The sequence below is a fragment of the Calothrix sp. NIES-2098 genome (genome assembly GCF_963875125.1).
Taxonomy (GTDB): domain Bacteria; phylum Cyanobacteriota; class Cyanobacteriia; order Cyanobacteriales; family Nostocaceae; genus Aulosira.
In genome coordinates, this window is sequence record NZ_CAWNKJ010000001.1 from 543,377 (window position 1) to 564,673 (window position 21,297).

The window sequence follows — 21,297 nt, forward strand, 5'->3', positions numbered from 1 at the left end:
ATAGGGAATAGGGACATGGGGCAAAAAATCCAATACCCAACACCCAACCCCCTAAAAAATTTATTTACCTCACAGTTACTAGCAATTCTTACCTTAGTGATAGGTACAGGGCTGCTAGTTATTTTTACGTATCTTCCTGTAAATGCTAATTTTGCCCAAGTAACGCCATATTCTAGGGATTTACTCGCTTCTCTCCCTATCTCTTCATTTCCTACTCCAAAATCTCATCCTCTACCGCCAACGCTAGCCAAATGGCAAGATAATACCAACAGTGGCGATTACTTTCCTCAAATAACAGCCACCCAAGTTGGTTATCTGGTTTGGTCACAGTTTCCTATTAAAGTTTACGTAGAAACGCCAACAGCAATTAACAGCCAGCAAGCTCAAGCTTGGGTTAACAGTGTCTTACAAGCTGTGCAAGAGTGGAATGCTTATTTACCTTTATTGATAGTGGAAAAACCAGAGGTTGCAGATATTAAAATTTTCCGAAAAGCGCCACCTCTGCAAGTTTCTCCTGTCGATAAAATTCCCCGTGCGCGTTCTGCTTTAACTACCTACGAGTTATATACCAACAACAAAGTTTTATTACACCGCTTCACTATATTGTTGAGTCCTAGCCAGACTGGTAATTATGTCATAGCCGCAGCGCGTCATGAACTCGGCCATGCTTTGGGAATTTGGGGGCATAGTCCATTACAAACCGATGCTTTATACTTTTCTCAAGTTCGCCAACCACCAGCGATTTCTGCTAGAGATGTGAATACTTTGAAGCGGGTTTATGAACAGCCAAGCAGTTTGGGATGGTCTTTGGTAGAGAAATAACTAAATACAGTTACTATTCAATTATGCTTTTTCAGCCATAATTTCCTCCTTTATAAACTCACGGAAGTGAGAATGATACAAACTATAATCAATATCATTTTCCTTTTGTTTCTCATCTAAAAAAGGTTTCCACTGTTCAATTACTTCCCATAACAACAATTTTTGATGTTCAAATTTTATTTCAAGCTTTGAAAGAGATATTGTAGGTTGTTCATAAACTAGAATGTAAAGAAGTTTACTTTTTAACTCATTTAATTGATGATTAGAGGGATTATTAATATCCATTTTAATTAAATGGTTTCTATAGAAATATTTGAGTTCTTTCATTAATTTCTTTGAAAGATTATCATCCTCACTATGTATTTTTTCTCCTTTATCTATCTGATTAATTAATGATTTTACATATAAAAAATTACCTTCACTTTTTTCTATTATTTGAGTTATATGTTGTTGGTCTTTTATAACTCTTCTGATATAGCTTTCTATATCCTTTTTAATTTCGCTTTCAATATCAATTAGCCGAATATGACTTGAATTTATACCAGATGTCAGAAAATCTTCTGGTATTTTAATTGGTCTTTGGGTCAAAATAAAATAAATATTTGTAGGCAAAGCAATATACAGACTTAATATATTAAAATTTTCATCGTCTAAAGCATCAACCGCAATAATAAGTTTAGATTTTTCTTGACTAAGGATAATACTAATTTTATTTAATATATCAGTTAATACATTCACATTCATAGTATCGTCAGGTGCTAGCCAAGATGGGTATCCAAGTCTTTTTATTTTTCCATTATATTGTTCTATTAGTTGGTTACAAATATAATGTAGAAAATTTTCTAGAGGATTAACTTGCGTTCTTGCTCGGTAATGAAAATAGCAGAGATACTTAATATTTTTGTCAATTGCTCTTTGTGTTTCTTGATAATATTCATTAATGTACTTAGCAACAAAGGCTGTTTTACCAGAACCAGGCTCTCCTTCGAGAATAAAATATCCATCATCATTATTTTTAATAAAATCGTTTATTCTTTCTAAGATATGGTGTCCACCTGTATATTTTTCTGTATGAGATTTAATGAGATCCTGAAAAGCTTCAGGTAGGTCTTTATTCATTTGCAATATTTGTCCTTTTTTATAATTATTCCATAGTGTATTAAATTTATTTTCTTCAGAGATTTCAAAGAAATTTTTAAATATATAAGCTCTAAAACCAGTTGTGTTAATAAAAATTTTTTCAATCCATTCCCATTTAATTAGTGACTCTAGTACATGGTCAATTTGCTCCTTTATTATTTTCTCATTGTTATCTGGAAATGCTCTCATGAATTGTTCTGTATCCTTACTTTGAAGTAAAAGTTTAGCAAGACTTTTTAATGTGAGACATACCAGTAAATCTTTATTTTTATTCTTTCGCTCGACCTCTAGAGATTCTATTTTGTTACCTTTATCTAGCGAATATACGTAATTAAGTAAACAATAAAACAAAAAATAAGCTTTTATTTGCGTGTCTTTACCATGACTCGCTCCATTGCTTGGCATTAATATATCTCCTGTATCAGTTGTTTCGATAACATAATTATGAATTTATCTTGACTTTTCTAAAGTGCCTAAAATTGCTAAACTTTAGAATCCTACACAGATTTCTGAAGTAATATGTATAAATTTTAACATATAAAAAATCTAATGCCTAGCAAAAGCAACAATTTTTGGCTCAAAATTCTCATATTTCTGGATAACCATCCAAATACAAGGTTCACGCATTCCATCATTTTTACGTAGATGGTTTTCCAATAGTGAATAAAAAATATTTTTTGAGGAGTTCGGGGAAATGAACGCTTCTAATACCAAAAATCCTTATTTCTAAGTCTTTTGAGCCTTTACCTAACTGGCTAGTACAGCGTAACCCTGTTTTGTCACTCTGGGGAAAAAAAATCAAAGCCAAATTTTGAACTGTAGATAGAACGGGCATTTGAGCGTTTATTTTCTAACACAATGGCTGAAATCATGGTTTTTTGCTAAAAGTCTTATGCTGTAAGCGTTCCAGATTATTCTCTCCCTAAATTGATAAAAGAGGGGCAACAGCGATGTAGCTTCGGGGAAAGAGGCTTTGGTAAATTAGCTACAACCAATTCTCTAAAACGAGGCGACAGATAATTTGCTGGATTTGAGAGAAAAGGTATAACGACAACAAATAAGAAGAAATTACGATGCTTTCCAAGGTTCAAAAAAAAGTCTCAATTCTTACTTTAGCAACTAGTTTATTGTGCATATTAGGCATGATCTTAATGTCACCTGTAGCTTTGGCTAATCCTTTAGATACAGTAGTCTACGAAAATTGCTTTTATCACGGGCATCAATATTCTCCAGGATCAAAGATCACCGTGGACGGTAGAGAATTGACATGTCAAAGTAACGGTACATGGTTCTAAGTAGGTAGCTACCTAATTGGGAGTCCGATATTTAACTCAATAAAGAGGAATCATACGGACTCCTCTTCTTTGATTTCTACTGTTAGTAAAGACAAAATAAAAGTAATGATGAAGAAACAACTTCTTACAATCGTGCTGTTCACTATTATTTTCATGCACCTAGAATATTTTTCGCCTCAACAGGCTCTGGCTCAAGGTTTTATCTTTAATCCAAAGTTAGATTTTAGTCCAAAGTTGGAAACTCATAAAACCTTCAATGACAATGACACTTTCAATAGTGATAATCACGGGGAAGTTTATAATACAAAATGTAGTCCATTTTCTCAATGCTATATTACAATTCAGACTCCTTCTTCAAAAAAGACTGACGGATTGATGACAATATCACAAGCTGAGAATTCAAGTAGCTCATGGTACAAACTATATAAGAATTTTGTAATTTTCAGTATTAATGCAGGAGCGACAACAGTACTTTTGTGTATTATTCTATTGTTCTTCGGTTTCCTTTCATCCAACTGAATTGCCTAATAATATGAGAATTAGATTTTTTTAGTATTTAACAGAAATACTTAGCACTTGTGACATAAAACTTTAAATCAACACAACATTATTATAGGCTTTAATCTAGCCCTGTTTTAATTATGAATTTCCTTCTGACTACACTATTGATTATATTAGCTCTACTCCTGCTACCATCGCTACATATGGGAATAGTATCGGGTGTTTCAATTACAGTAGCAAATATTGTTGAAGCTACTTATGAAATTGGCAATATAATTGGATGCTTTGTAATATTAATAGGAATTTTTTTTGTAATTATGTATTTATACGAATTAAGTTTGACTCCTACGCAAAAGGTAATTAGACATCTACCTAATATTAATGATCAAGATATAAGGCCCCAAAAGTATTTTAATTTTTCAGGTGAGCAACAAATATTCAAAATTTCTGATGGAAATATTCTGGCGTATTTTGTCACAGAATATTCTCATTGTTTATTCTTTAAAGAACGCAAAAAATTCTTGTTTGTTATAAATTCTAATGGTATGCTACTATATGGCGCAGCTTCATCGGCAAAGCTTAATGCGTTTGATCAAGCCCTTGAGCAAATTAAAAGTAAGGATCTGGTTTCAACAGTATAGCTGCACTCTCATATACTCTTTAGTTCAGTGTAGCTAACAAAAATTTATATCAGAACTATTGCTTATAATCTATGACTTACTGGTAAAGGTCGCTGGAGTAAAACTTCGCGGTATAACTGTTCCAAGTGAGTAATATTATCAGTGAGGGTATAGCGTTCTAGGACACGATTTCTGGCTTTCTGTCCTAATACAGTTGTTAACTCAGGATGGTCTTGGAATAGTGGTAAGAGAGTTTTTAATTGTGATCGCACTATCTTAGTATTTAAAACTACCCCGGTCTACAGCGACCATCTCACCATATCCTAACGATAAAATAATAAATAATTTAACGCCAATATAAACAATGACCATTAAAGAACAGATTACCCAAGAATTAGATAAATTATCTGAACCTTTATTGCAAGAAATTTTAGACTTTATTCAATTTTTGCAAGCAAAACGCCAAGAAGTTGGCATATCTTCAGATAAACAACCTGCTCAAACACCTACACCGGAACATAATTTAACAGGTTCTACTGCCCAAGATTTATTAGAATTTGCAGGAAGTTGGGAAGGTTCAGACATTAGAGAATGTCTGCAACTAGTTCATGAAAGTCGTATGCCACTGGAATTTTAATTGTGTATCTACTTGACACTAATCACTGTTCCTTCCTAATGGAAGGTGTGCCTAGCGTTGTAAATCACTTGCGTTCCCTTGGGCAAGTACAATTGGCAACGAGTGTTATTGTGGCTGGGGAGTTGCGCTTTATGGCGCAAAATTCCCAAGAAAAAGCTGCTAATTTAATCAAAATAAATTTATTTCTGCGCCGAATTAACCTATATGGAATCGACAAAGAAACAACAGAAATATACGGTGATTTTAAATCGGAAATTATTAAGCAATTTGCTGGCAAAGACAAAAATAAACGTAAAACAACTAAACTACATACTATTGGCATTAGTGAAAATGACCTTTGGATAGCTGCAACCGCTATACGCCATTCACTAATTATTGTTTCTTGTGATAGTGACTTTGAACGAATGCGACAAGTAAGAGAGTTTTCTTTGCAAAGTTGGGTTTAAATTAAGTAATATAAAAATTAGTATAGCTGCACTTTTTCATAATTTCAGATGCAGTGCAGCTAACCAAAATTTACATCAGAACTCTTGCTTATAATCTATGACTTACTGGTAAAGGTCGCTGGAGTAAAACTTCGCGATACAACTGTTCCAACTGAGTAATATTATCAGTGAGGGTATAGCGTTCTAGGACACGATTTCTCGCTTTCTGCCCTAATACAGTTGTTAACTCAGGATGGTCTTGGAATAGTGGTAAGAGGGTTTTTAATTGCGATCGCACTGTCTTGGTATTTAAAACTACCCCTGCACCTTTCTCCAATACTTCCCCATCTGCACCCACGTCTGTAGCTAAACAAGCCAGTCCAGATGACATTGCTTCTAAGAGAGATAAAGATAGCCCCTCTACCAACGAAGGTAAAATAAATACATCTGCTCCCCGTAAAATCTCGACGCGTCTGTCTTCATCGGCAATAAATCCTAGCCAGATAATGCCTTCCTCTGTACCATAAAACGGCTGTAAAGAAGGCTTCAAAGGCCCATCGCCAACAATCAACAACTTGCTATCGGGTTCCATGTCTGACTGCTTCCAAGCACGTAGCAGAGATTCGACATTCTTTTCCGGTGCTATCCGACCTTGATAGACAAATAAGCGTTCGGCTTGAAATTCTGCTTTGATTTGAGAAGGGCCAGGAGAATATTTAGTAATATCGACTCCGTTGGGAATCACAGCCACATTTTCTTCCCGCACACCCATCCGCGCTAATAACTCTCGCTGAATTTGGGAAAAGACAATGACGCGATCGTAGTTAACTAAAAAAGGTGCGTACAGCTGATAGGCCAAAAGCTGCGTTCCGGAGATGAGTTTTGCCCCCTTACCTGCAAATGGTGTGTGGAATGTAGCAATTAAGGGCAAATTCAGTTGCTCGCAAATTTCTGGAAGAATAAAGTCCAGAGGAGATAAAGTCAAAGAAGCGTGGACGATATCTGGTTTAATTTGCCGCAACGAATCAGTTAATACTTTCGTTGCTTTAAAAGTGGGAATTGTGTAAACCTGGGACTTATAAATGAAGGGTAAGGGAACTTCTTGGAATTTTGGCCAGTTATCAGGTTCAGATTCTTCTTGGGCAAAGTGGAGAAAGCTAACTTCATGCCCTCGATCTAGCAAGGCATTTGTAATTTCTCGACTGTAAGTGACATTGCCACAAAATGGTGATTTTTTTCCAATCCAGGCTATACGCATTCTTTATTCAGTTATAAGAACAGCGGGTTTGATATTTAATTTTATTTCCTTTTGGTATTGCCTTTACCCTGCGATCGTTACTGGCTTTTTACTTATCATAAAACTCTATATCTTAATTTCCAAAAAAGAGCCAGTTCTATGCTTAATTGAATTAGTTATTCTACTTAATCAGCTTTGAATAAACAGGAGTTAATAACAACTGATTTAGCCAGGAATACTAAAGATCCCTAGCAAAGCTTATGGTGAATGATTGCTGAAATCAGTCTATCACGAAAAATCCAGCTTTCAGTAAATCATCAATTATGTCAAGGTAATGATGAATTGCTGCTTTGATTGGATGACTATCTATGAGATGTATACCAGGTGAAAATACCGCCAAAAAAGACAATTACAGCTAATGCTAAAAAGACTGCCTGTAATCCAATAAAGGTTTCTGCAACGCCAGCCAATGCCAAGGGTAATGAAAGGGCGATATTAATCACATTGTTTTGCAGACCAAAGACTTTACCCCGCATTTCTGCCGGGGTTTCTGTTTGAATTGCAGTTTGCATAGGGATTCCTACTAATGCGCCAAACACACCCAAAAGTGCTACTAACAAAAGGACAATCCATAGCTGTGTTGTGAATATGGATAAACCAATTAGCGAAGCTGCCATACCTATACAACCACACAGACTTAACCCAGTGTAAGAGAAGCGTTGACCAAATTGACCCAAAATTGTTGCCCCAGCCGCAATACCAACACCACCAGCTGCTAATAAAAAGCCAAATTGAGATGCTTTCAAGTTAGGAATTATTTCTGCCATCCGTACAGCTAAAACAGTTAATGCGGCAAAGATGGAAAACAAAATGATTAGTTGCACTAAAGCACTACGGACACGATGATTATCTTTGAGATAGCGCAGTCCATCACGCAGATCGGAGAAAACATGAGGAAATTCTGTTGCTGAATCGTGGGGTTTTTCGTTAGTGACAAGAAAACCTAAAATTAGCCCAGCGATCGCATAACTACCACCTACGACAATTTCTTTACCCAATCCGCCACTTGCACCTAGTTGCAACCAAAGTCGATCGGCGATCGCTAACAGTGGTTCCCCGACAGCAAAACCCACAATGACTGATGCCATCATTGTGGTTGTATATAAGGAGTTAGCCGAGAGTAAATGCTGCTCTTCCACCACCAAGGGAATGGCTGTTTGTTCTGCTGGCGCAAAAAACTGTGTGAGGGTGGAGACTAAAAAAGTTACGCCCAAAATGATCAAAAAACCTACTGGCAACATTCCTATTGGTTTCCAATCATGGGTCAACCATAAAAGTAAAGGAATAGCCAAAACCAAAATTCCCCGCCAAACATTCGTAGCTACTAACACCGTCTTTTTTGACCAGCGATCCACAAACACGCCAGCTACAGAACCAAATAGCACGGCGGGAATAGTAAAAGCCATCATTAAAGCTGATACCCAACCACTAATGCTTTGATGACTGGCTTGAAACTGAGTGTTAATCAAAGCAATCATCAGCACCAGATAAACTTTATCTGCTAGTTGGCAAAAAACTTGACCACCCCAAAGCGCTAGAAAATTTGGGTTTTTTAATACAGGTAAAAACCCCTTTTGGGGAACATCACTCGATCGATCGTCTTTTCCTGAATCAGACCCATTGACACCTAGCAGCTCGTTTTCTGAGGTAATAGCTGCTTGGCCATTAGCCTCAGTCTTGGTTGACTTGTCTGCTGAATGTGTATCAGGTGTTTCGGTAGCTTGCGAGTTTGATTTTTCCGCTGTCCAATTTTGATGATTTTGAGAAATGTCTTTGGAAAACATTTCGTGGTTATTAATTTGACTGGGTCGAGACTTAGGAACAGCACTCAAGTGACTGGGTGTTGTAGAATCTGATGCTCTATTCTGTTTTTTGGCGTAGCTAGGTGATAAAGGCAAGATTTTTGTATCCAAATCAGACGGTTGCATCATGGTTAGCAGCAAAATAAGAATCGATTAAAGTGGCGGAACGAATTTGACGACCCAAATGATACTGAGCATACTGGCGCAGAATTTGCTCAACAGATAACCAGCCATTATCTTTGGCTGCATTAATATGCATTATCTCTGGTTGCGACAGCTGTTGGAGTATATCAAGTTCTGTAGCATTTAAACGCTGAGAAATCACAGGTATTTCTTGCCGATGCACAACTGTTTGGTAGTCGGTTGTAGAAGCTGGGGTTGTGGGAGAACGAGGCGATCGCCCAACAGAAGAATTGATTTTTCTCTCCTTTTCTCTTTCTCTTCGCAATTCTTCCCAAGTTTCCAAGCAAACTGTCCCGCCAGCCGAGATGCTAAATCCTACCTGCCAGTAGGGGTCTGTAAAATTTGGTATCAGGGGACGTTGTGTTAGGCAACAAACTTGTACCTGAGGTGTGAGTCCCGCCAAAGCTAAAAGGTGAAAAACTCCATGAGACAGATGAGCTAAAATATCCGCTTCACTATTAGATAATGCTTCCAAGCGATTGAGATGTTCGTTTAGCAACTCATACAGTTCTTCTTGGGGTTGTTCGGTTAAAGCTTGACATAGAACTATCTCTGCTAGATATTGGCTAGCGGCTAATTTACCTAGATCTTTAGTTAGACCTGGATAGGTTTTGATTGTTTGTGCTTGTGTAATTTTATCAAGCGATCGCCCTTTGGTAATCAGTAGTTCATTGACGACAAACATTCCGCTTCTACCACCCAGACTAGAATTGTGCTTGCGTGCCCCAGGAGCTGCTACTCGGATCAAACCGAACTCTCGTGTCAAAATTGTTACTATTTTATCCGATTCTCCTAGCGCCTGGGTTTTTAGGTTAATTCCCGTTACTTGATAAGTTCTAGTCATTAGTCATGAGTCCGTAAGGGCGGGTTAAACCCGCAAATCTTGAGGGCAGATGCGATATTTCGTTAAACCCACCCATACATTTAGTCATCGGTCATCAGTTATTAGTCATCGAGTGCGAACCAATAAAAAACGACTATTCGACCTTTTCCAGGTTATCGCGCTGGCGGATTAAATCAACACCACGAGAAGTACCTAATCTGGTAGCACCCGCCAATATTAAGTCTAGTGCTTGCTGAACAGTACGAATACCACCTGAGGCCTTAATTCCTACTCTTTCTCGTGCTATCTCCTTTAAAAGTCGCACATCTGCTACCGTAGCACCCCCATTCCAACCCGTACTGGTTTTTAAGAATGCTGCACCTGCTTCCATAGAAATTTCTGCTGCTAATTTCTTTTCTGCATCCGTCAACAGGTTAGTTTCTAAAATTACCTTGACAGGTTGCCCAGTTTCTTCACAAATTTCAGCAATTTCCTGGTGGACTTCTTCCGTTTTGCCAGATTTTAACCAACCCAAGTTGATTACTACATCGAGTTCAGTGGCACCATTTTCCACTGCTTCTTGAGCTTCATAAAGTTTTACTGCCGAAGTCGTCGCCCCTACAGGAAAGCCAATCACTGCACAGACTTTTGGATTTTTACCGTGGAGGAGTTCCGCTGCTTGCCTTACATAAGCGGGATTTAGGCAAACCGTCGCAAAATGAAATCTGTCTGCTTCTTCACACCATTGCTCAACCTGCTCTGGAGTAGCCGTTGGCGTTAACAGGGCGTGATCGATAAATGGCGCAATATCAATGTCCGGATAGTCTGCTGCCATCGTGCCTTTGCCAGTTATTGATTATTAAACTTTATAAAAAATTAAAACATTTCTTATATATATATTAAACCACATTTATTACGAGTTTATCCTGAAAACCATACTGCTGAATAGGTCTTAGATGTCGGCTTTCCAAGTAGCTCCCATCACTTACGTAGTTAAGTTAACATTACACACTTTTTACTTGAGTACGCTCAACAGAATTTTATATACAAGTGCTTAAGAAGTGAAGAATAGTTTGAGCTAATGCTTTTGATGCCAAATATGGCACACCATTGCCAATAGTTTTAAACATATTGGTGAGTGACATATTTTCTGGAAGTGCGAAATTTGCAGGTAAAGATTGAATTGCCAAAGCTTCTGCTACAGAAATTCTTCTTACTTTGTAGGGATGTAAATGCACTTCATTATTGCCATAACAAGCGGTTGGAGAGTACCGCCATCTGTGCAGGCGTTTGAAAGACTTTTTAGAATCATCTCCCTCATCAACTGAAGCAAATTTTGTTATACCTGCTCTGGGTTGAAAGTAATGTTGAGCATTAGGATGTTGCAATACGTTATTTTTTCTAAACCAGTATTCAACTGTGAGTTCTGGAAGAATATCTTCAGGGCAAGAAAGTATAGAATCTTGTTGAAATGGTTCGCATTTACGCCAAGGGTAAGCAAAGACTTTTTCTTGCGGATATAAAATGTAATTATCCCAAGGAAAGAAATTTGTAGGTACTAAATTATCGCTACCCATTTCCTTAATTAAGCTATTTTGGAAGCCAATGAGAATAATTCTTTCTCTATCCTGTGGTACACCGTATTCAATAGCATTAATTAAGCGTTCTGTTAATATATAGCCTGCATTTTGTAATTGTCGCTTTAAAGATTCAAAAAATAAACGATGTTTTTTCGTGCGCCATAAACCTTTCACATTCTCAAATAAAAAGAAATCTGGTAGATTACGGCAAATTAACTCTACATAAGACGCGGAAAGTTTGCCATTGTCTCCCAAATGTCCTTTATTTTTGCCTCCAATTGAAAAATCTGGGCAAGGAGGCCCGCCAATAAAGCCAACAATATTATGAGATTTGCGGCAATTTTGGACTAATTTCCCCAGATGTTTAGCTGGTAATTCTTCTAGAAGTTTAGTTACGTCTGCTACTTCGCCTTGATGATATCCATATTCAGGCAACGGTAGGTTCATAATTTCCCGTGAATAGCGGTATGCTGCAATGAATGGGGGAAATATTTCATTGACATAAACAATATTAAAACCGCTATTTTCAAAACCTAAGTCGAGGAAACCTGAACCTGCGAAAAAGGAAAATATAGCAGGGCGAAGACTCATTTTATCAATACATATTGAATTAAAATACTGATAAATAATAAATAATTAATATTAATGATGAAAAATCAGTATTCGATAAATCCTTTTATAATTTATATTATAGTGAATTAGCTATTTATTAATATTATTAGTAAGTTATTGGCAAGCAAAGACGCTAAGAATAACTTTGCGCCTTTGCGCGAAACTATCCCACAGCCTTCTCAACAGCAGCTTCTGGTAACAAACGCTTTACACCTTGCTTAACAAAGCCTTGTAGAAAAGCCATGTGCTGATTTTGCTGGAAGACATTTTGTAAGGTTTGCCGCAACTTCTCTAAATTCAAGTTATTGCCGGAATCTAGGGCTATTTCCTGTTGTTGGAAATACTCGATTAGACTTAATCCAGCAACTCTGGTGAGATAAGCTGCACTGACACCCTGTACCACACCACCAGCTACAAAGGTAACGGCGTTACTTTTGAGAACAGTACTAACAGCTTTTGTAGAAAGTTCTACTAAACCCAGTTTCAGCATTAAACTTCCCATTGTTCCAGCTACAGTTTGCGCCTGCTCCAAAGAGAATTTTTGCTGATATATATTACCTAAATCCATTACCATCTGGGCATTAATCGCCGCAGTTGCTAAAACATCAAGTGCTGGGACTGGGTTAGCAAAAGCAGCAGCCGCAGCTATCCACTGATATTGTTCTATAGCTGGGGTAGCGCGATCGCGTCTGATATCATTTAGCGAGTTTTTCGCCTCAGCTTTTAACAACTTAGCTTTTCTCAAGGTTGTTGCCCAAACTAACTTTTGTGCTTGCTGGGTTAACATTTCATTTAGATGCTGCGTTAAAGGCTGAATATCTGGTGCTGGTTGTTCCAACCACTCTTGTACAGTACCGTCAGCTTCATGTTTCCTGACTTTAATAGGAATGGGAGATGCTGCTGTGGCGACTAAATTTCCTTGTACTCTTTGTTTTAATGACAGCAAGATGCTAGCGCGTTCATCAGGTAAATACTGGTCTTGTTTGTTGAAAACCAGCATAAACGGCTGACTTACAGCTTTGAGTTGCTGTAAAGTCTGAAATTCTGAATCTGTCAAATCGCCGTTGCTGAGGAACAGAACGAAATCAGATGTTTGTACTTCTGCCAAAACATCTGTATCTGACTTATCGCTAGCTTTGATAAATAGAGGCGCTGTCTCTTGGAAGCTAACTTTTTGCTTGATTTCTGCTTGCCAGCTAGACTTTAAAACTTCAATCAAAGTGGTTTTACCCACCGATTTACCACCAGTAACAGCTAGTTTAATTTCTTGCCTATCTAAATCTAAGAGTAATTGGTTAACTTGTTCTCGTAACTTTCCGATGGCTGGATGGTTGTCTGCTTCTTGTGCTAGTTGGTTAATTACAGCTTCAGCTTTAGCGATCGCATTTTCTACATCTGCCCTTTCTACCAGCATACTATCTAGCTGCTCTACACTAGCTTTCGGGCGATTTTGTTGGAATAACCACAATCCACTACCCACTGCCAAGACACTCAATAACCCAAACTCACTGACTTGCACTATAGAATCGTGCCAACTGTCTAACATCCACAGAGAAAAGGACAGTCCCAATCCTCCTACTAAAATTGGTCGTTGTAACTTCACAACTCTGACTCTCCGCGCTTTTTTGACTATGCCAATTTTAGATTTTAGATTTTAGATTTTAGATTAAAATTTATTCCGGTTTATGCTCCAGTTCCTTTGTGCCGAACAGATCCAAAAATCCAAAATTTAAAATTAATTGACGAGCTTCTACTCCAGAATAAAACAAATCCCTACAACCTTTATTGATTGCAGGGATTTGTTTTAACTTCTAGTTGGTGGCGGGAAGTGGATTTGAACCACTGACCTTCGGGTTATGAGCCCGACGAGCTACCAGGCTGCTCTATCCCGCGTCGTTTTCTGTACTTTATACAGTATAACCGCAAAGTCTAAATTTTGGCAACTACAAAAGTGATAATTCTCCAATCACTTCTAAACGCTTGTATTTTCCCAAAATCATAAACTTTTCAGCTAGGCTTTCCGCCACGCTGGGGGTAATCCAGCCCATCTGCTGAAGCAAATGAATCGCAACGGCATATTTGGCTCGTTTTGCCCCATCCATAACTTTAATTGCCAATCCCATACCTTCCCCAAGCCTGCCGATGCACTGTACTCCTTCAGCACCAGCTTTACTTACCAATTCCCCTGGGGTTAAGCGCATAAGTTCCGTGTCAAATTCACCATCTCCGGCTACCATTGTGGGATGGTGAGTCATTGCACGGACAATGCGCTCCATATCCAAAGTCTTACCAGAGGCTAGCATGGCGTATAAAGAACCCATCTGCCCAAGTTGCATTAGGTAAGTCGGTGCGCCACAGTCATCATGAACGCTGATGAATTCCTCTGATGGCATTCGCAATAACTCTGCTACCTTGCTGAGAATTAACTGTTGCACTGGGTGTTTGCGTTCTAAATAGTTAGTCAAAGGCCAGTGACGCTGCTGACAAACAGCTAACATTCCCGCGTGTTTACCAGAGCAATTGTATTCTAGAGGACTCCGCTTACCTTCAGGAATTGGGCATTGGAGCGTGCTAGGGTCAAGATCGGCCCGCCACAGGATATTAAATACCTGTCTTACCTGTTCTATGCTACCTTTGTGGGAACTAGTAACGATCGCTAAGTCGCGATCGCTAAGGTCGTATCGTTCCAGCGTACCAGTGGATGTGACTGCGAGGGCTTGAAATGGTTTGAGTGCTGAACGGACAAACGCAGCCGTTTCCGCATTGCCGGCAACGGACAAAACCCGCCCCCGTTCGTCGCATACAACAGCTTGGACTATATGCCTCGATTCAATAATGCCTTCCCTGAGCAACCTGACTTCTAAGGCTGCGGCTTGAGTTCGTTTTCCCATTGTCATGGGTTAAAATCTATCACTTTTTTGTTATTTGTTTATTATTTTGTTTGTCATTTGTCATTTGTCTAAAACTAATGACCAATGAATATTTACAACAAATGCCAAACTATACTACCAATAAGAAACATTCCTGCCAAGCCAGCAAAGGTCAGTTGCAAGCGCCGGAGAATCGGTTTGATTTCGTAGGTGGCAATTAAGCGATCGCGATTTAGTACTTCCTCTGGTTTGATCCAAGTTTGACCGTCATACCACCCAGACTCTTCATAAAATACTGTTGGACTGAACAGGCGATCGCTTACATAGAACCAGCCTAAGTACAATCGTACTACTAACAGTACTACTCCGATACTCGCGCCTGCTGCACCACACAGAATAAATTGGGCAATATACTTATGTGGTGGAAAACTAGCTGCTGCTACTGGGCCCGCCACCACCCAAGATAAAGCCCAAATCCAAAGCATTTTCGTGATATGCTCGCGCCAATTTAAAGCGCAATCACGAAATAGCCAAGAACTTTTTAATTCTTCGTACTCGTTGAGTGGTTGCTGTTCTGTGGGAACCGGACAATTGGAAACCGAGGAATCGATCATTTTGGCTTACCCCCACCGTCATCAGATGTTGGAAGTTCTAGACGTTCTGCATGAGACCAGAACGCTTCTAAATTATAAAACTCCCTTTCCTTAGGCATCATGATGTGGACAATCACTTCGCCGTAGTCTTGCAACACCCAACTACCTTCTGCTTTCCCTGCTGTCCGCAAAGGATGTCGTTGCAGATCTTGTCCTACTTTTTCTTCAATAGCTTCCGCGATCGCCCTTACTTGTACCCTAGAATAGCCAGTCATCATCACAAAATAATCTGCCAGGTAAGATACATCTGCCACTCTGAGCAATAAAATCTCTCCGGCTTTGCGGTCTGATGCTGCTTCGGCAACAGTTAACGCTAATTTTCTGCTTGCTTCTTCATTTTGGAGTTGTGGGCTTGTGGCCGCACTCTTTGTCAACGATACAGCTTTTATTGGGAAGTCTCCTTGGAAATAATCAGACATTAAACCTCAGGTGCTTTATGCCTTTCGTTACACTTTTTTACAATTTTTCACAACTATTTTAAGTTGTAGCTGTTTAAACTGTTTTTTTGCATACTAACAAAAAAAACGTCTGTTTGGATTTGGAAAACAGCAATCAAGCAGGCCCTTCTAAATTAGCTAATGAGTAAGTAGCTTGGACAAAAGCCAAGCAGGGTAACGACTACAGAGGCTAGATACCTTGCTTTAACCCTAGCTCGACTAGAGATGATGCTTTGCTAATTCAGCTTGCAGAGGCAAGCTAAAAATAATTATCCGTAGATCTCGTGTGTCAATTAATTAAGTAATACTTTTTAGTCCACAAAGGTGGATGCGATCGCATATTTACAATATAAATAAAAAAATGTTTTAACCATGCCCCTAAAGCTATATGATTTATCATCCAAATGTATGATATTTCTCATTAGATTTTCTATTCAGATAGAATCTCTAAATAAATACAGAGCACAGGAAGCTTACGTTAGTTTATCTTAGATATAGCTAATACTTACTTGCAATAATTGTTACAATCACAGATTTAGATGAAAAAAATCCCTGCCTGCTTATGCTCAGGCAGGGATTTTGAGTCGTTAGATTAAACTTCTTGTTTCGAGATAGCTGGGGATTTAATTACTTGAGCATCTGCTGTGAGCGAGTAACATAAGTTCTCATACTGATTTAAAGCTTGTTCAAATGCATATTGTTCAACAGCATATTGGCGACTTTGATAACCTAGAGTTTTAACTTGCTCCGGATTTTGATACAAGTCGAGAATCGCATTTGCTAAAGCTTGGGGATCTTCAGGAGGAACAACAAACCCGCCACCACTTTGTCTAATAGCTCTTGCTGCCGTACCATTGTCAGGTACAGATGCAATCAATGCCCTGCCACTAGCAAGCAGTACTTGGATTTTTGAGGGCATATTGAAGGATACAACATTTTTCTTTTGTACAACTAAACCCACATCCGCAGCTGCTAACATTTGCGGCAAATGTTCTCGCGGTTGAAATGGTAGCAACAAAACGTTATCTGCACCGTAATTGAGACAGTCTTGTTGCAATCTCTGCAAACCTTTAGCCTCACCAGCGATCGCAAAAACAATCTCTGGAATATGGCGTAACATAGCAGCAGCCTGAATAACTGTCTCTAAACCTTGTGTCAGAGCAATATTCCCAGAGTATAAAACTACAAATTTATCCTTGAGATTGTGTGTTTCCCGAAATTGATTATTTTCTTTAGGCAAAGGACGAATAAAATTTATATCGACCCAGTTAGGAATTTGCACAATTTTCTCAGAAGGCACACCTTTATTTAGCAAATTCTCTACAAATCCATCAGCAATGACACTAATTTTAGTAGCACTTTGATAAGCAAACTTTTCTAATTGCGTAAATATCTTGATGAGGAATTTGTTTTTTAGTAACCCTACATGAATAGCTGCTTCCGGTAAAATATCTTGAAGATTTAAAATCACAGGACAGTTACGCAACCATCCTAAAAGAGCAGCTGGAACGCAAACAGGTAGAGATGGTGATGTTGAAATAATTACATCTGGTCGCCAACCTATTAGTGCAGGGAAAAAACTGGTGACAACAAAACTAGCATCTAACAATATCCGATCGAGCAAGTTTGGTTGTGGACGAATCCAAACATAACTGCGTTGAATGTGAACTCCATTTTTGGATTCGGTAAGATACAGCTTGCCCCGATAGTTTTGGTAGATTTGACGTTCGGGGTAGTTGGGCATAGCCGTAACTACACGCACCTGATGTCCCCGCTTAACCAGTCCCTCTGCTAATTCCGTCATCAGCGGGGCAATACCAATTGGCTCTGGATAGTAGTTGTAGGAGTAAATCAAAATCCGCATAACAAATTTAGTCAGAATTATCTGGTTTTTTATTGAAAAACAATATTTCTTCCCAAGATTTTTTGACGTTCTGAAGCACCCCTATTTAATTCTCCATGTAGACTCTTTTTCTGTCAGTGACTTTTCGTTGAAGATTGAGTAAACTTTGACATAACATACGTAGTGAATACTTGATTTTTTTGTTACTAATAAAGTCATTTTTTGAATCTTTTCTAGAGTAATGTTACCTAAGTATAATCCCTATTATTCTAGGTTAAAAATACTTTAAGGAAGCATCAAATTAACTTTATCGAAAGTTCTTAGAACTATATAGGATAATAATTTCTGGCTCTACAAGTCTCAAGATTTATATTTGTGAATCAAACCTCAATGTACAGCAATTACACGTCTAACAAGCACATAAATGCTACATAGTAGATACTGTAGATGTTAAGAGATAACTCTGAGGAAATTAGATACATTATTAATTCTTTTTTAAATGCAAACTTTATATCAGTAAGAACAGAGTACTTCTCTTGCTTAAAGACAAAACTTATCACCAATATTTTTAGAGCTTTAAAATATTAGTTTAATTCTATAAAATTCCATAGCACAGTATTCATGAATTGACTATGGTCAAATTGTCTAGATGATCAATATAACTTCTTGAAAGTGAATAAGTATAAATTTTTTATAGAGAATCATTAATGATTTAATTACTTGGTAAGCCTCAATATAGACACAGATTTTATTTGATTAATTCTTTAATCGATTGACTGCATATTGTATTGACAACTTGGAGAAACTTCTTCAGGACTGGCACGATCTTCTCTTGCTGCCACACTACAGAAGTTTCTACTAATGGTGTTGATTCGTCTAACGCACGATAAACAACGCCACCCCTTTGAAGATTTTGTAAAGAAGACGGTACGATCGCAATTCCCATTCCCGCTGAAACCAACCCAATAATTGTTTGCATCTGGTTGGCTTCTTGAGTGATATTAGGGCTGAAATTTGCTTGTTGGCAAAGACTGATAATTTGGTCGTAAAGTCCTGACCCTAAATGCCGCGGGAACATGATAAAAAACTCATCAGCAAGCGATCGCACTGCGATAGATTGTTGTTGAGCAAAGGGATGACTTTCCAGTAAAGCAACAATTAAGGCTTCTTGCTGAATGCACTCTTGAGAGAGAGATTTGTCTTCTAAAGGTGGATGAGCAAAACCCACATGAATACGGTCATCTTTTAAAGCCTGCTCTTGCTGAGTTGTCGTCAACTCCTGCAACACCAACTCTACCTCAGGAAACTGTTCGTGAAATCGTCGCAAAATTAAAGGAAGCAAGCCGTAAGTCGCTAAACTGGTAAACCCTATCCGCAGTTGTCCCTTTTCACCTCTTCCTGTACGTTGAGTTAAATCAATTGCTCGATCCAATTGAGCCAAGATTTGGTAAGCTTCTTGCAAAAATACCTGTCCGGCCTCTGTTAATTGCACTTGTCGCTTGGTTTTTCGCTGGAATAGTTCTATCCCAAGTTCTGCTTCTAACTGCTGAATTTGCTGGCTTAAGGGGGGTTGAGCGATGTGTAGTCGTTCTGCGGCTCTACTAAAGTGCAATTCTTCAGCCACAGCAATAAAGTAGCGCAGGTGTCGCAATTCCATAAATTTGATATTTCATAAGTCTTAATTCCTTATAAATATATATTGGTCATCTGGAAACTGCTGACTTATAAATTTATGAGTAGTGCTTTGCAGGAATTGAGCCGACATCCAGATAGATTATTTGCTCAAGCTTAGTGTGAAGTAGTGCGGCAAAAATAGTTAGAGAATTTGCGATAAAAACTTGCGGGTTCGTTCTTCTTGGGGTTGATTGAAAAAGGAGTCTGGAGTCCCTGACTCAACGAGGGAACCGCTATCCATGAGAATTACTCTGTCAGCAACTTCACGGGCAAATCCCACTTCATGGGTAACTACTACCATTGTCATCCCATCGCGAGCAAGACCTCGCATCACATCTAAAACTTCTCTAACCATCTCCGGATCTAAAGCTGAGGTGGGTTCATCGAATAGCATAATTTTAGGTTGCATCGCTAGGGCACGAGCGATCGCCACCCGTTGCTGCTGTCCTCCAGATAACTGACCAGGATATTTGTTTGCTTGTTCTAAAATTCCTACTCTTTCTAACAATTGCATTGCCGATTCTTTAGCTTTGTCCTGCTTCCAGCGACGCACCCAAATTGGTGCCAAAGTGATATTTTGTAGCACTGTCAGATGGGGAAATAAATTAAACTGTTGAAATACCATGCCTACTTCTTTGCGAATTGCATCAATATTTCGTAAATCATGGCTCAAGATAATCCCATCTATAACAATTTTACCCTTTTGATATTCTTCTAAAGCATTAAATGTGCGGATGAATGTCGATTTACCCGAACCAGATGGCCCCATCAAGACTACTACTTCACCACGATTTACTGTTAAGCTCACACCTTGAAGAACGTGGAATTGTCCATACCATTTGTGAACATCCTCAGCTACAATTATCGGGGTTGGTTCTGACATAAAATTTCACCTCTTCAATTTTTATTCTCTCCCTTTATCTACTTAACTGCCTTTCTAATCGCCGAGAAGCCAGGGACATTGAATAACAAAATACCCAGTAAATTAATCCAATAAATAAATAAACTTCTGCATAGCGTCCAATAAATTGCGGTTGTGCCAAAATCGAACGGGCAATTCCTGTAAGTTCTACTAATCCTACCAAAGATAAAAGTGAGGTATCTTTAAATAAGCCAATAAATTGACCAACAATTGCGGGGATTACAGCACGTAAAGCTTGTGGTAGGACAATTAATATAACAACAAACAGAGAATTAAATCCTAGTGCTTTAGCAGCTTCAATTTGTCCGCGTGAGATAGCCTGGAGTCCGCCACGTACATTTTCTGCCATGTAAGCAGCGCTAAATAAAACAAGTCCTATAATTGCTCGCACTACCCGATCTAAACGGATATCAACTGGTAAAAATAATGGCAGCATTACTTGTGCAAGAAATAAGATTCCAATCAAGGGTAGCCCTCTGATGATTTCTATGTACAGGATGCAAAACCAACGTATTAGGGGTAAATTGCTAGTCCGCCCTAAAGCTAGTAAAACTCCAATTGGAAAGGAAAGCACAATACTAACTGCTGCCATTAATAAAGTAAGGAGCAAACCGTTCCACAAATTTGTAGATACAGATTGCAACCCCAATCCCCCACCAATTAACCAGAGAATTATCGGGAAAGATAATAACCATACTAGGGAAATCCAGGGATAAATTACTTTAGTAAATCTTCTCCCAATCCAAAATCCGATAGCTAACAAAACACCAACTAATAGCAACCAAAGACAGGATGTAAAATCTAGGGGTAAAATAACTAATAGAGTAGCAAAAATTAAAATATAAAGAGTTAAGCCAAGCTTTGTTAAACGTTGTTTGCTTGAAAATACACCCCAAGTTACAGCAGCTAAAGTAGAAGCGATCGCCAGCACAATCCAAACTCGCCAATATAAGGATTGCGGAAATCTTCCTACTAAAAATAAACGCAAATTAACTTGAATTACTGCCCATTGTGCTTGGGTTGTAGCCCAAATTAATATTCCTCTAGCTATCCATAAAAGGAAAACTAAGCAAACAACAGTCAGCAAGCTGTTGTACCAAGTACTGAACAGATTTTTACGCAGCCATAATAATTGAGAATTTGTCATTGGTCATTTGTCCT

18 protein-coding genes, 1 tRNA gene and 1 pseudogene are annotated in these 21,297 nt (G+C 38.4%); 4 read left to right on the forward strand and 16 right to left on the reverse strand.

Annotation, left to right across the window (positions count from 1 at the left end; all coding sequences use genetic code 11):
- The first annotated feature begins 15 nt into the window (after positions 1–15).
- A complete protein-coding gene (locus AACU33_RS02200; protein WP_096586832.1) occupies positions 16–822 on the forward strand; it encodes a peptidase in 807 nt (268 codons plus the stop codon).
- 21 nt (positions 823–843) lie between these two features.
- On the opposite strand, the gene AACU33_RS02205 is transcribed toward AACU33_RS02200, so the two are convergent.
- The gene (locus AACU33_RS02205; RefSeq protein WP_096586833.1) at positions 844–2,367 is read right to left on the reverse strand and encodes an NACHT domain-containing protein; all 1,524 of its coding nucleotides are present in this window, start codon (positions 2,365–2,367) and stop codon (positions 844–846) included.
- A 1,594-nt stretch (positions 2,368–3,961) separates the two neighbouring features.
- Here AACU33_RS02205 and AACU33_RS02210 point away from each other — a divergent pair.
- Positions 3,962–4,399: a hypothetical protein gene (locus AACU33_RS02210; protein ID WP_339375707.1), complete on the forward strand. Its 438-nt coding sequence runs from the start codon at positions 3,962–3,964 to the stop codon at positions 4,397–4,399.
- A 62-nt stretch (positions 4,400–4,461) separates the two neighbouring features.
- Here AACU33_RS02210 and AACU33_RS02215 read toward each other — a convergent pair.
- Positions 4,462–4,674, reverse strand: a pseudogene (locus AACU33_RS02215) (glycosyltransferase); the annotation flags it as partial.
- Positions 4,675–4,742: 68 nt separating this feature from the next.
- Here AACU33_RS02215 and AACU33_RS02220 point away from each other — a divergent pair.
- Together AACU33_RS02220 and AACU33_RS02225 are read left to right on the forward strand one after the other, a co-directional pair.
- Positions 4,743–5,015, forward strand: a complete 273-nt coding sequence (locus AACU33_RS02220; protein ID WP_096586837.1) for a DUF2281 domain-containing protein — start codon at positions 4,743–4,745, stop codon at positions 5,013–5,015.
- Positions 5,016–5,017: 2 nt separating this feature from the next.
- Positions 5,018–5,461, forward strand: coding sequence for a PIN domain-containing protein (locus AACU33_RS02225; protein WP_096586838.1), 444 nt, complete (start codon positions 5,018–5,020; stop codon positions 5,459–5,461).
- Positions 5,462–5,549: 88 nt separating this feature from the next.
- Here AACU33_RS02225 and AACU33_RS02230 read toward each other — a convergent pair whose 3' ends face one another.
- From AACU33_RS02230 to AACU33_RS02295, 14 genes are all read right to left on the reverse strand, one after another.
- A complete protein-coding gene (locus tag AACU33_RS02230; RefSeq protein ID WP_096586839.1) occupies positions 5,550–6,698 on the reverse strand; it encodes a glycosyltransferase family 4 protein in 1,149 nt (382 codons plus the stop codon).
- A 341-nt stretch (positions 6,699–7,039) separates the two neighbouring features.
- On the reverse strand, positions 7,040–8,665 hold the full coding sequence (locus AACU33_RS02235; RefSeq protein ID WP_096586840.1) for an MFS transporter: 1,626 nt from the start codon (positions 8,663–8,665) through the stop codon (positions 7,040–7,042).
- Positions 8,652–9,566 carry a DNA repair protein RecO gene (gene recO / locus AACU33_RS02240; protein WP_096586841.1) on the reverse strand — a complete coding sequence of 305 codons (915 nt, stop codon included), beginning with the start codon at positions 9,564–9,566 and terminating at the stop codon, positions 8,652–8,654. The genes AACU33_RS02235 and recO overlap by 14 nt, the downstream gene beginning before the upstream one ends.
- A 133-nt stretch (positions 9,567–9,699) precedes the next feature.
- On the reverse strand, positions 9,700–10,380 hold the full coding sequence (deoC, locus tag AACU33_RS02245) for a deoxyribose-phosphate aldolase (protein WP_096586842.1): 681 nt from the start codon (positions 10,378–10,380) through the stop codon (positions 9,700–9,702).
- Between the two features lie 205 nt (positions 10,381–10,585).
- Positions 10,586–11,716 carry a DNA cytosine methyltransferase gene (locus tag AACU33_RS02250; RefSeq protein ID WP_096586843.1) on the reverse strand — a complete coding sequence of 377 codons (1,131 nt, stop codon included), beginning with the start codon at positions 11,714–11,716 and terminating at the stop codon, positions 10,586–10,588.
- Between the two features lie 184 nt (positions 11,717–11,900).
- Entirely contained in the window at positions 11,901–13,340 is a 1,440-nt protein-coding gene (locus AACU33_RS02255; RefSeq protein ID WP_445291745.1) for a YcjF family protein, read from the reverse strand.
- A 213-nt stretch (positions 13,341–13,553) separates the two neighbouring features.
- Positions 13,554–13,630, reverse strand: a tRNA-Met gene (locus AACU33_RS02260).
- Positions 13,631–13,680: 50 nt separating this feature from the next.
- Complete coding sequence (locus AACU33_RS02265) at positions 13,681–14,634, reverse strand: asparaginase (RefSeq protein WP_096586844.1); 954 nt, start codon at positions 14,632–14,634, stop codon at positions 13,681–13,683.
- A gap of 86 nt (positions 14,635–14,720) precedes the next feature.
- Positions 14,721–15,221, reverse strand: coding sequence for a CGLD27 family protein (locus AACU33_RS02270; RefSeq protein WP_096586845.1), 501 nt, complete (start codon positions 15,219–15,221; stop codon positions 14,721–14,723).
- Complete coding sequence (rsfS, locus tag AACU33_RS02275) at positions 15,218–15,679, reverse strand: ribosome silencing factor (protein WP_096586846.1); 462 nt, start codon at positions 15,677–15,679, stop codon at positions 15,218–15,220. The genes AACU33_RS02270 and rsfS overlap by 4 nt, the downstream gene beginning before the upstream one ends.
- Positions 15,680–16,289: 610 nt before the next feature.
- A complete protein-coding gene (locus AACU33_RS02280) occupies positions 16,290–17,561 on the reverse strand; it encodes a glycosyltransferase family 4 protein (RefSeq protein ID WP_096586847.1) in 1,272 nt (423 codons plus the stop codon).
- Between the two features lie 727 nt (positions 17,562–18,288).
- Positions 18,289–19,197 carry a LysR family transcriptional regulator gene (locus tag AACU33_RS02285; RefSeq protein WP_096586848.1) on the reverse strand — a complete coding sequence of 303 codons (909 nt, stop codon included), beginning with the start codon at positions 19,195–19,197 and terminating at the stop codon, positions 18,289–18,291.
- Between the two features lie 159 nt (positions 19,198–19,356).
- Positions 19,357–20,097: an amino acid ABC transporter ATP-binding protein gene (locus AACU33_RS02290; protein ID WP_096586849.1), complete on the reverse strand. Its 741-nt coding sequence runs from the start codon at positions 20,095–20,097 to the stop codon at positions 19,357–19,359.
- A 34-nt stretch (positions 20,098–20,131) separates the two neighbouring features.
- The gene (locus AACU33_RS02295; protein WP_096586850.1) at positions 20,132–21,283 is read right to left on the reverse strand and encodes an amino acid ABC transporter permease; all 1,152 of its coding nucleotides are present in this window, start codon (positions 21,281–21,283) and stop codon (positions 20,132–20,134) included.
- Positions 21,284–21,297 lie beyond the last annotated feature (14 nt).

Bases quoted from the DNA above. Each gene is read 5' to 3' on its own strand.
- AACU33_RS02200 (WP_096586832.1), top strand. From the start codon at position 16: ATGGGGCAAAAAATCCAATACCCAACACCCAACCCCCTAAAAAATTTA.
- AACU33_RS02205 (WP_096586833.1), bottom strand. From the start codon at position 2,367: ATGCCAAGCAATGGAGCGAGTCATGGTAAAGACACGCAAATAAAAGCT.
- AACU33_RS02210 (WP_339375707.1), top strand. From the start codon at position 3,962: ATGGGAATAGTATCGGGTGTTTCAATTACAGTAGCAAATATTGTTGAA.
- AACU33_RS02220 (WP_096586837.1), top strand. From the start codon at position 4,743: ATGACCATTAAAGAACAGATTACCCAAGAATTAGATAAATTATCTGAA.
- AACU33_RS02230 (WP_096586839.1), bottom strand. From the start codon at position 6,698: ATGCGTATAGCCTGGATTGGAAAAAAATCACCATTTTGTGGCAATGTC.
- AACU33_RS02235 (WP_096586840.1), bottom strand. From the start codon at position 8,665: ATGCAACCGTCTGATTTGGATACAAAAATCTTGCCTTTATCACCTAGC.
- recO (WP_096586841.1), bottom strand. From the start codon at position 9,566: ATGACTAGAACTTATCAAGTAACGGGAATTAACCTAAAAACCCAGGCG.
- deoC (WP_096586842.1), bottom strand. From the start codon at position 10,380: ATGGCAGCAGACTATCCGGACATTGATATTGCGCCATTTATCGATCAC.
- AACU33_RS02250 (WP_096586843.1), bottom strand. From the start codon at position 11,716: ATGAGTCTTCGCCCTGCTATATTTTCCTTTTTCGCAGGTTCAGGTTTC.
- AACU33_RS02265 (WP_096586844.1), bottom strand. From the start codon at position 14,634: ATGACAATGGGAAAACGAACTCAAGCCGCAGCCTTAGAAGTCAGGTTG.
- AACU33_RS02270 (WP_096586845.1), bottom strand. From the start codon at position 15,221: ATGATCGATTCCTCGGTTTCCAATTGTCCGGTTCCCACAGAACAGCAA.
- rsfS (WP_096586846.1), bottom strand. From the start codon at position 15,679: ATGTCTGATTATTTCCAAGGAGACTTCCCAATAAAAGCTGTATCGTTG.
- AACU33_RS02280 (WP_096586847.1), bottom strand. From the start codon at position 17,561: ATGCGGATTTTGATTTACTCCTACAACTACTATCCAGAGCCAATTGGT.
- AACU33_RS02285 (WP_096586848.1), bottom strand. From the start codon at position 19,197: ATGGAATTGCGACACCTGCGCTACTTTATTGCTGTGGCTGAAGAATTG.
- AACU33_RS02290 (WP_096586849.1), bottom strand. From the start codon at position 20,097: ATGTCAGAACCAACCCCGATAATTGTAGCTGAGGATGTTCACAAATGG.
- AACU33_RS02295 (WP_096586850.1), bottom strand. From the start codon at position 21,283: ATGACAAATTCTCAATTATTATGGCTGCGTAAAAATCTGTTCAGTACT.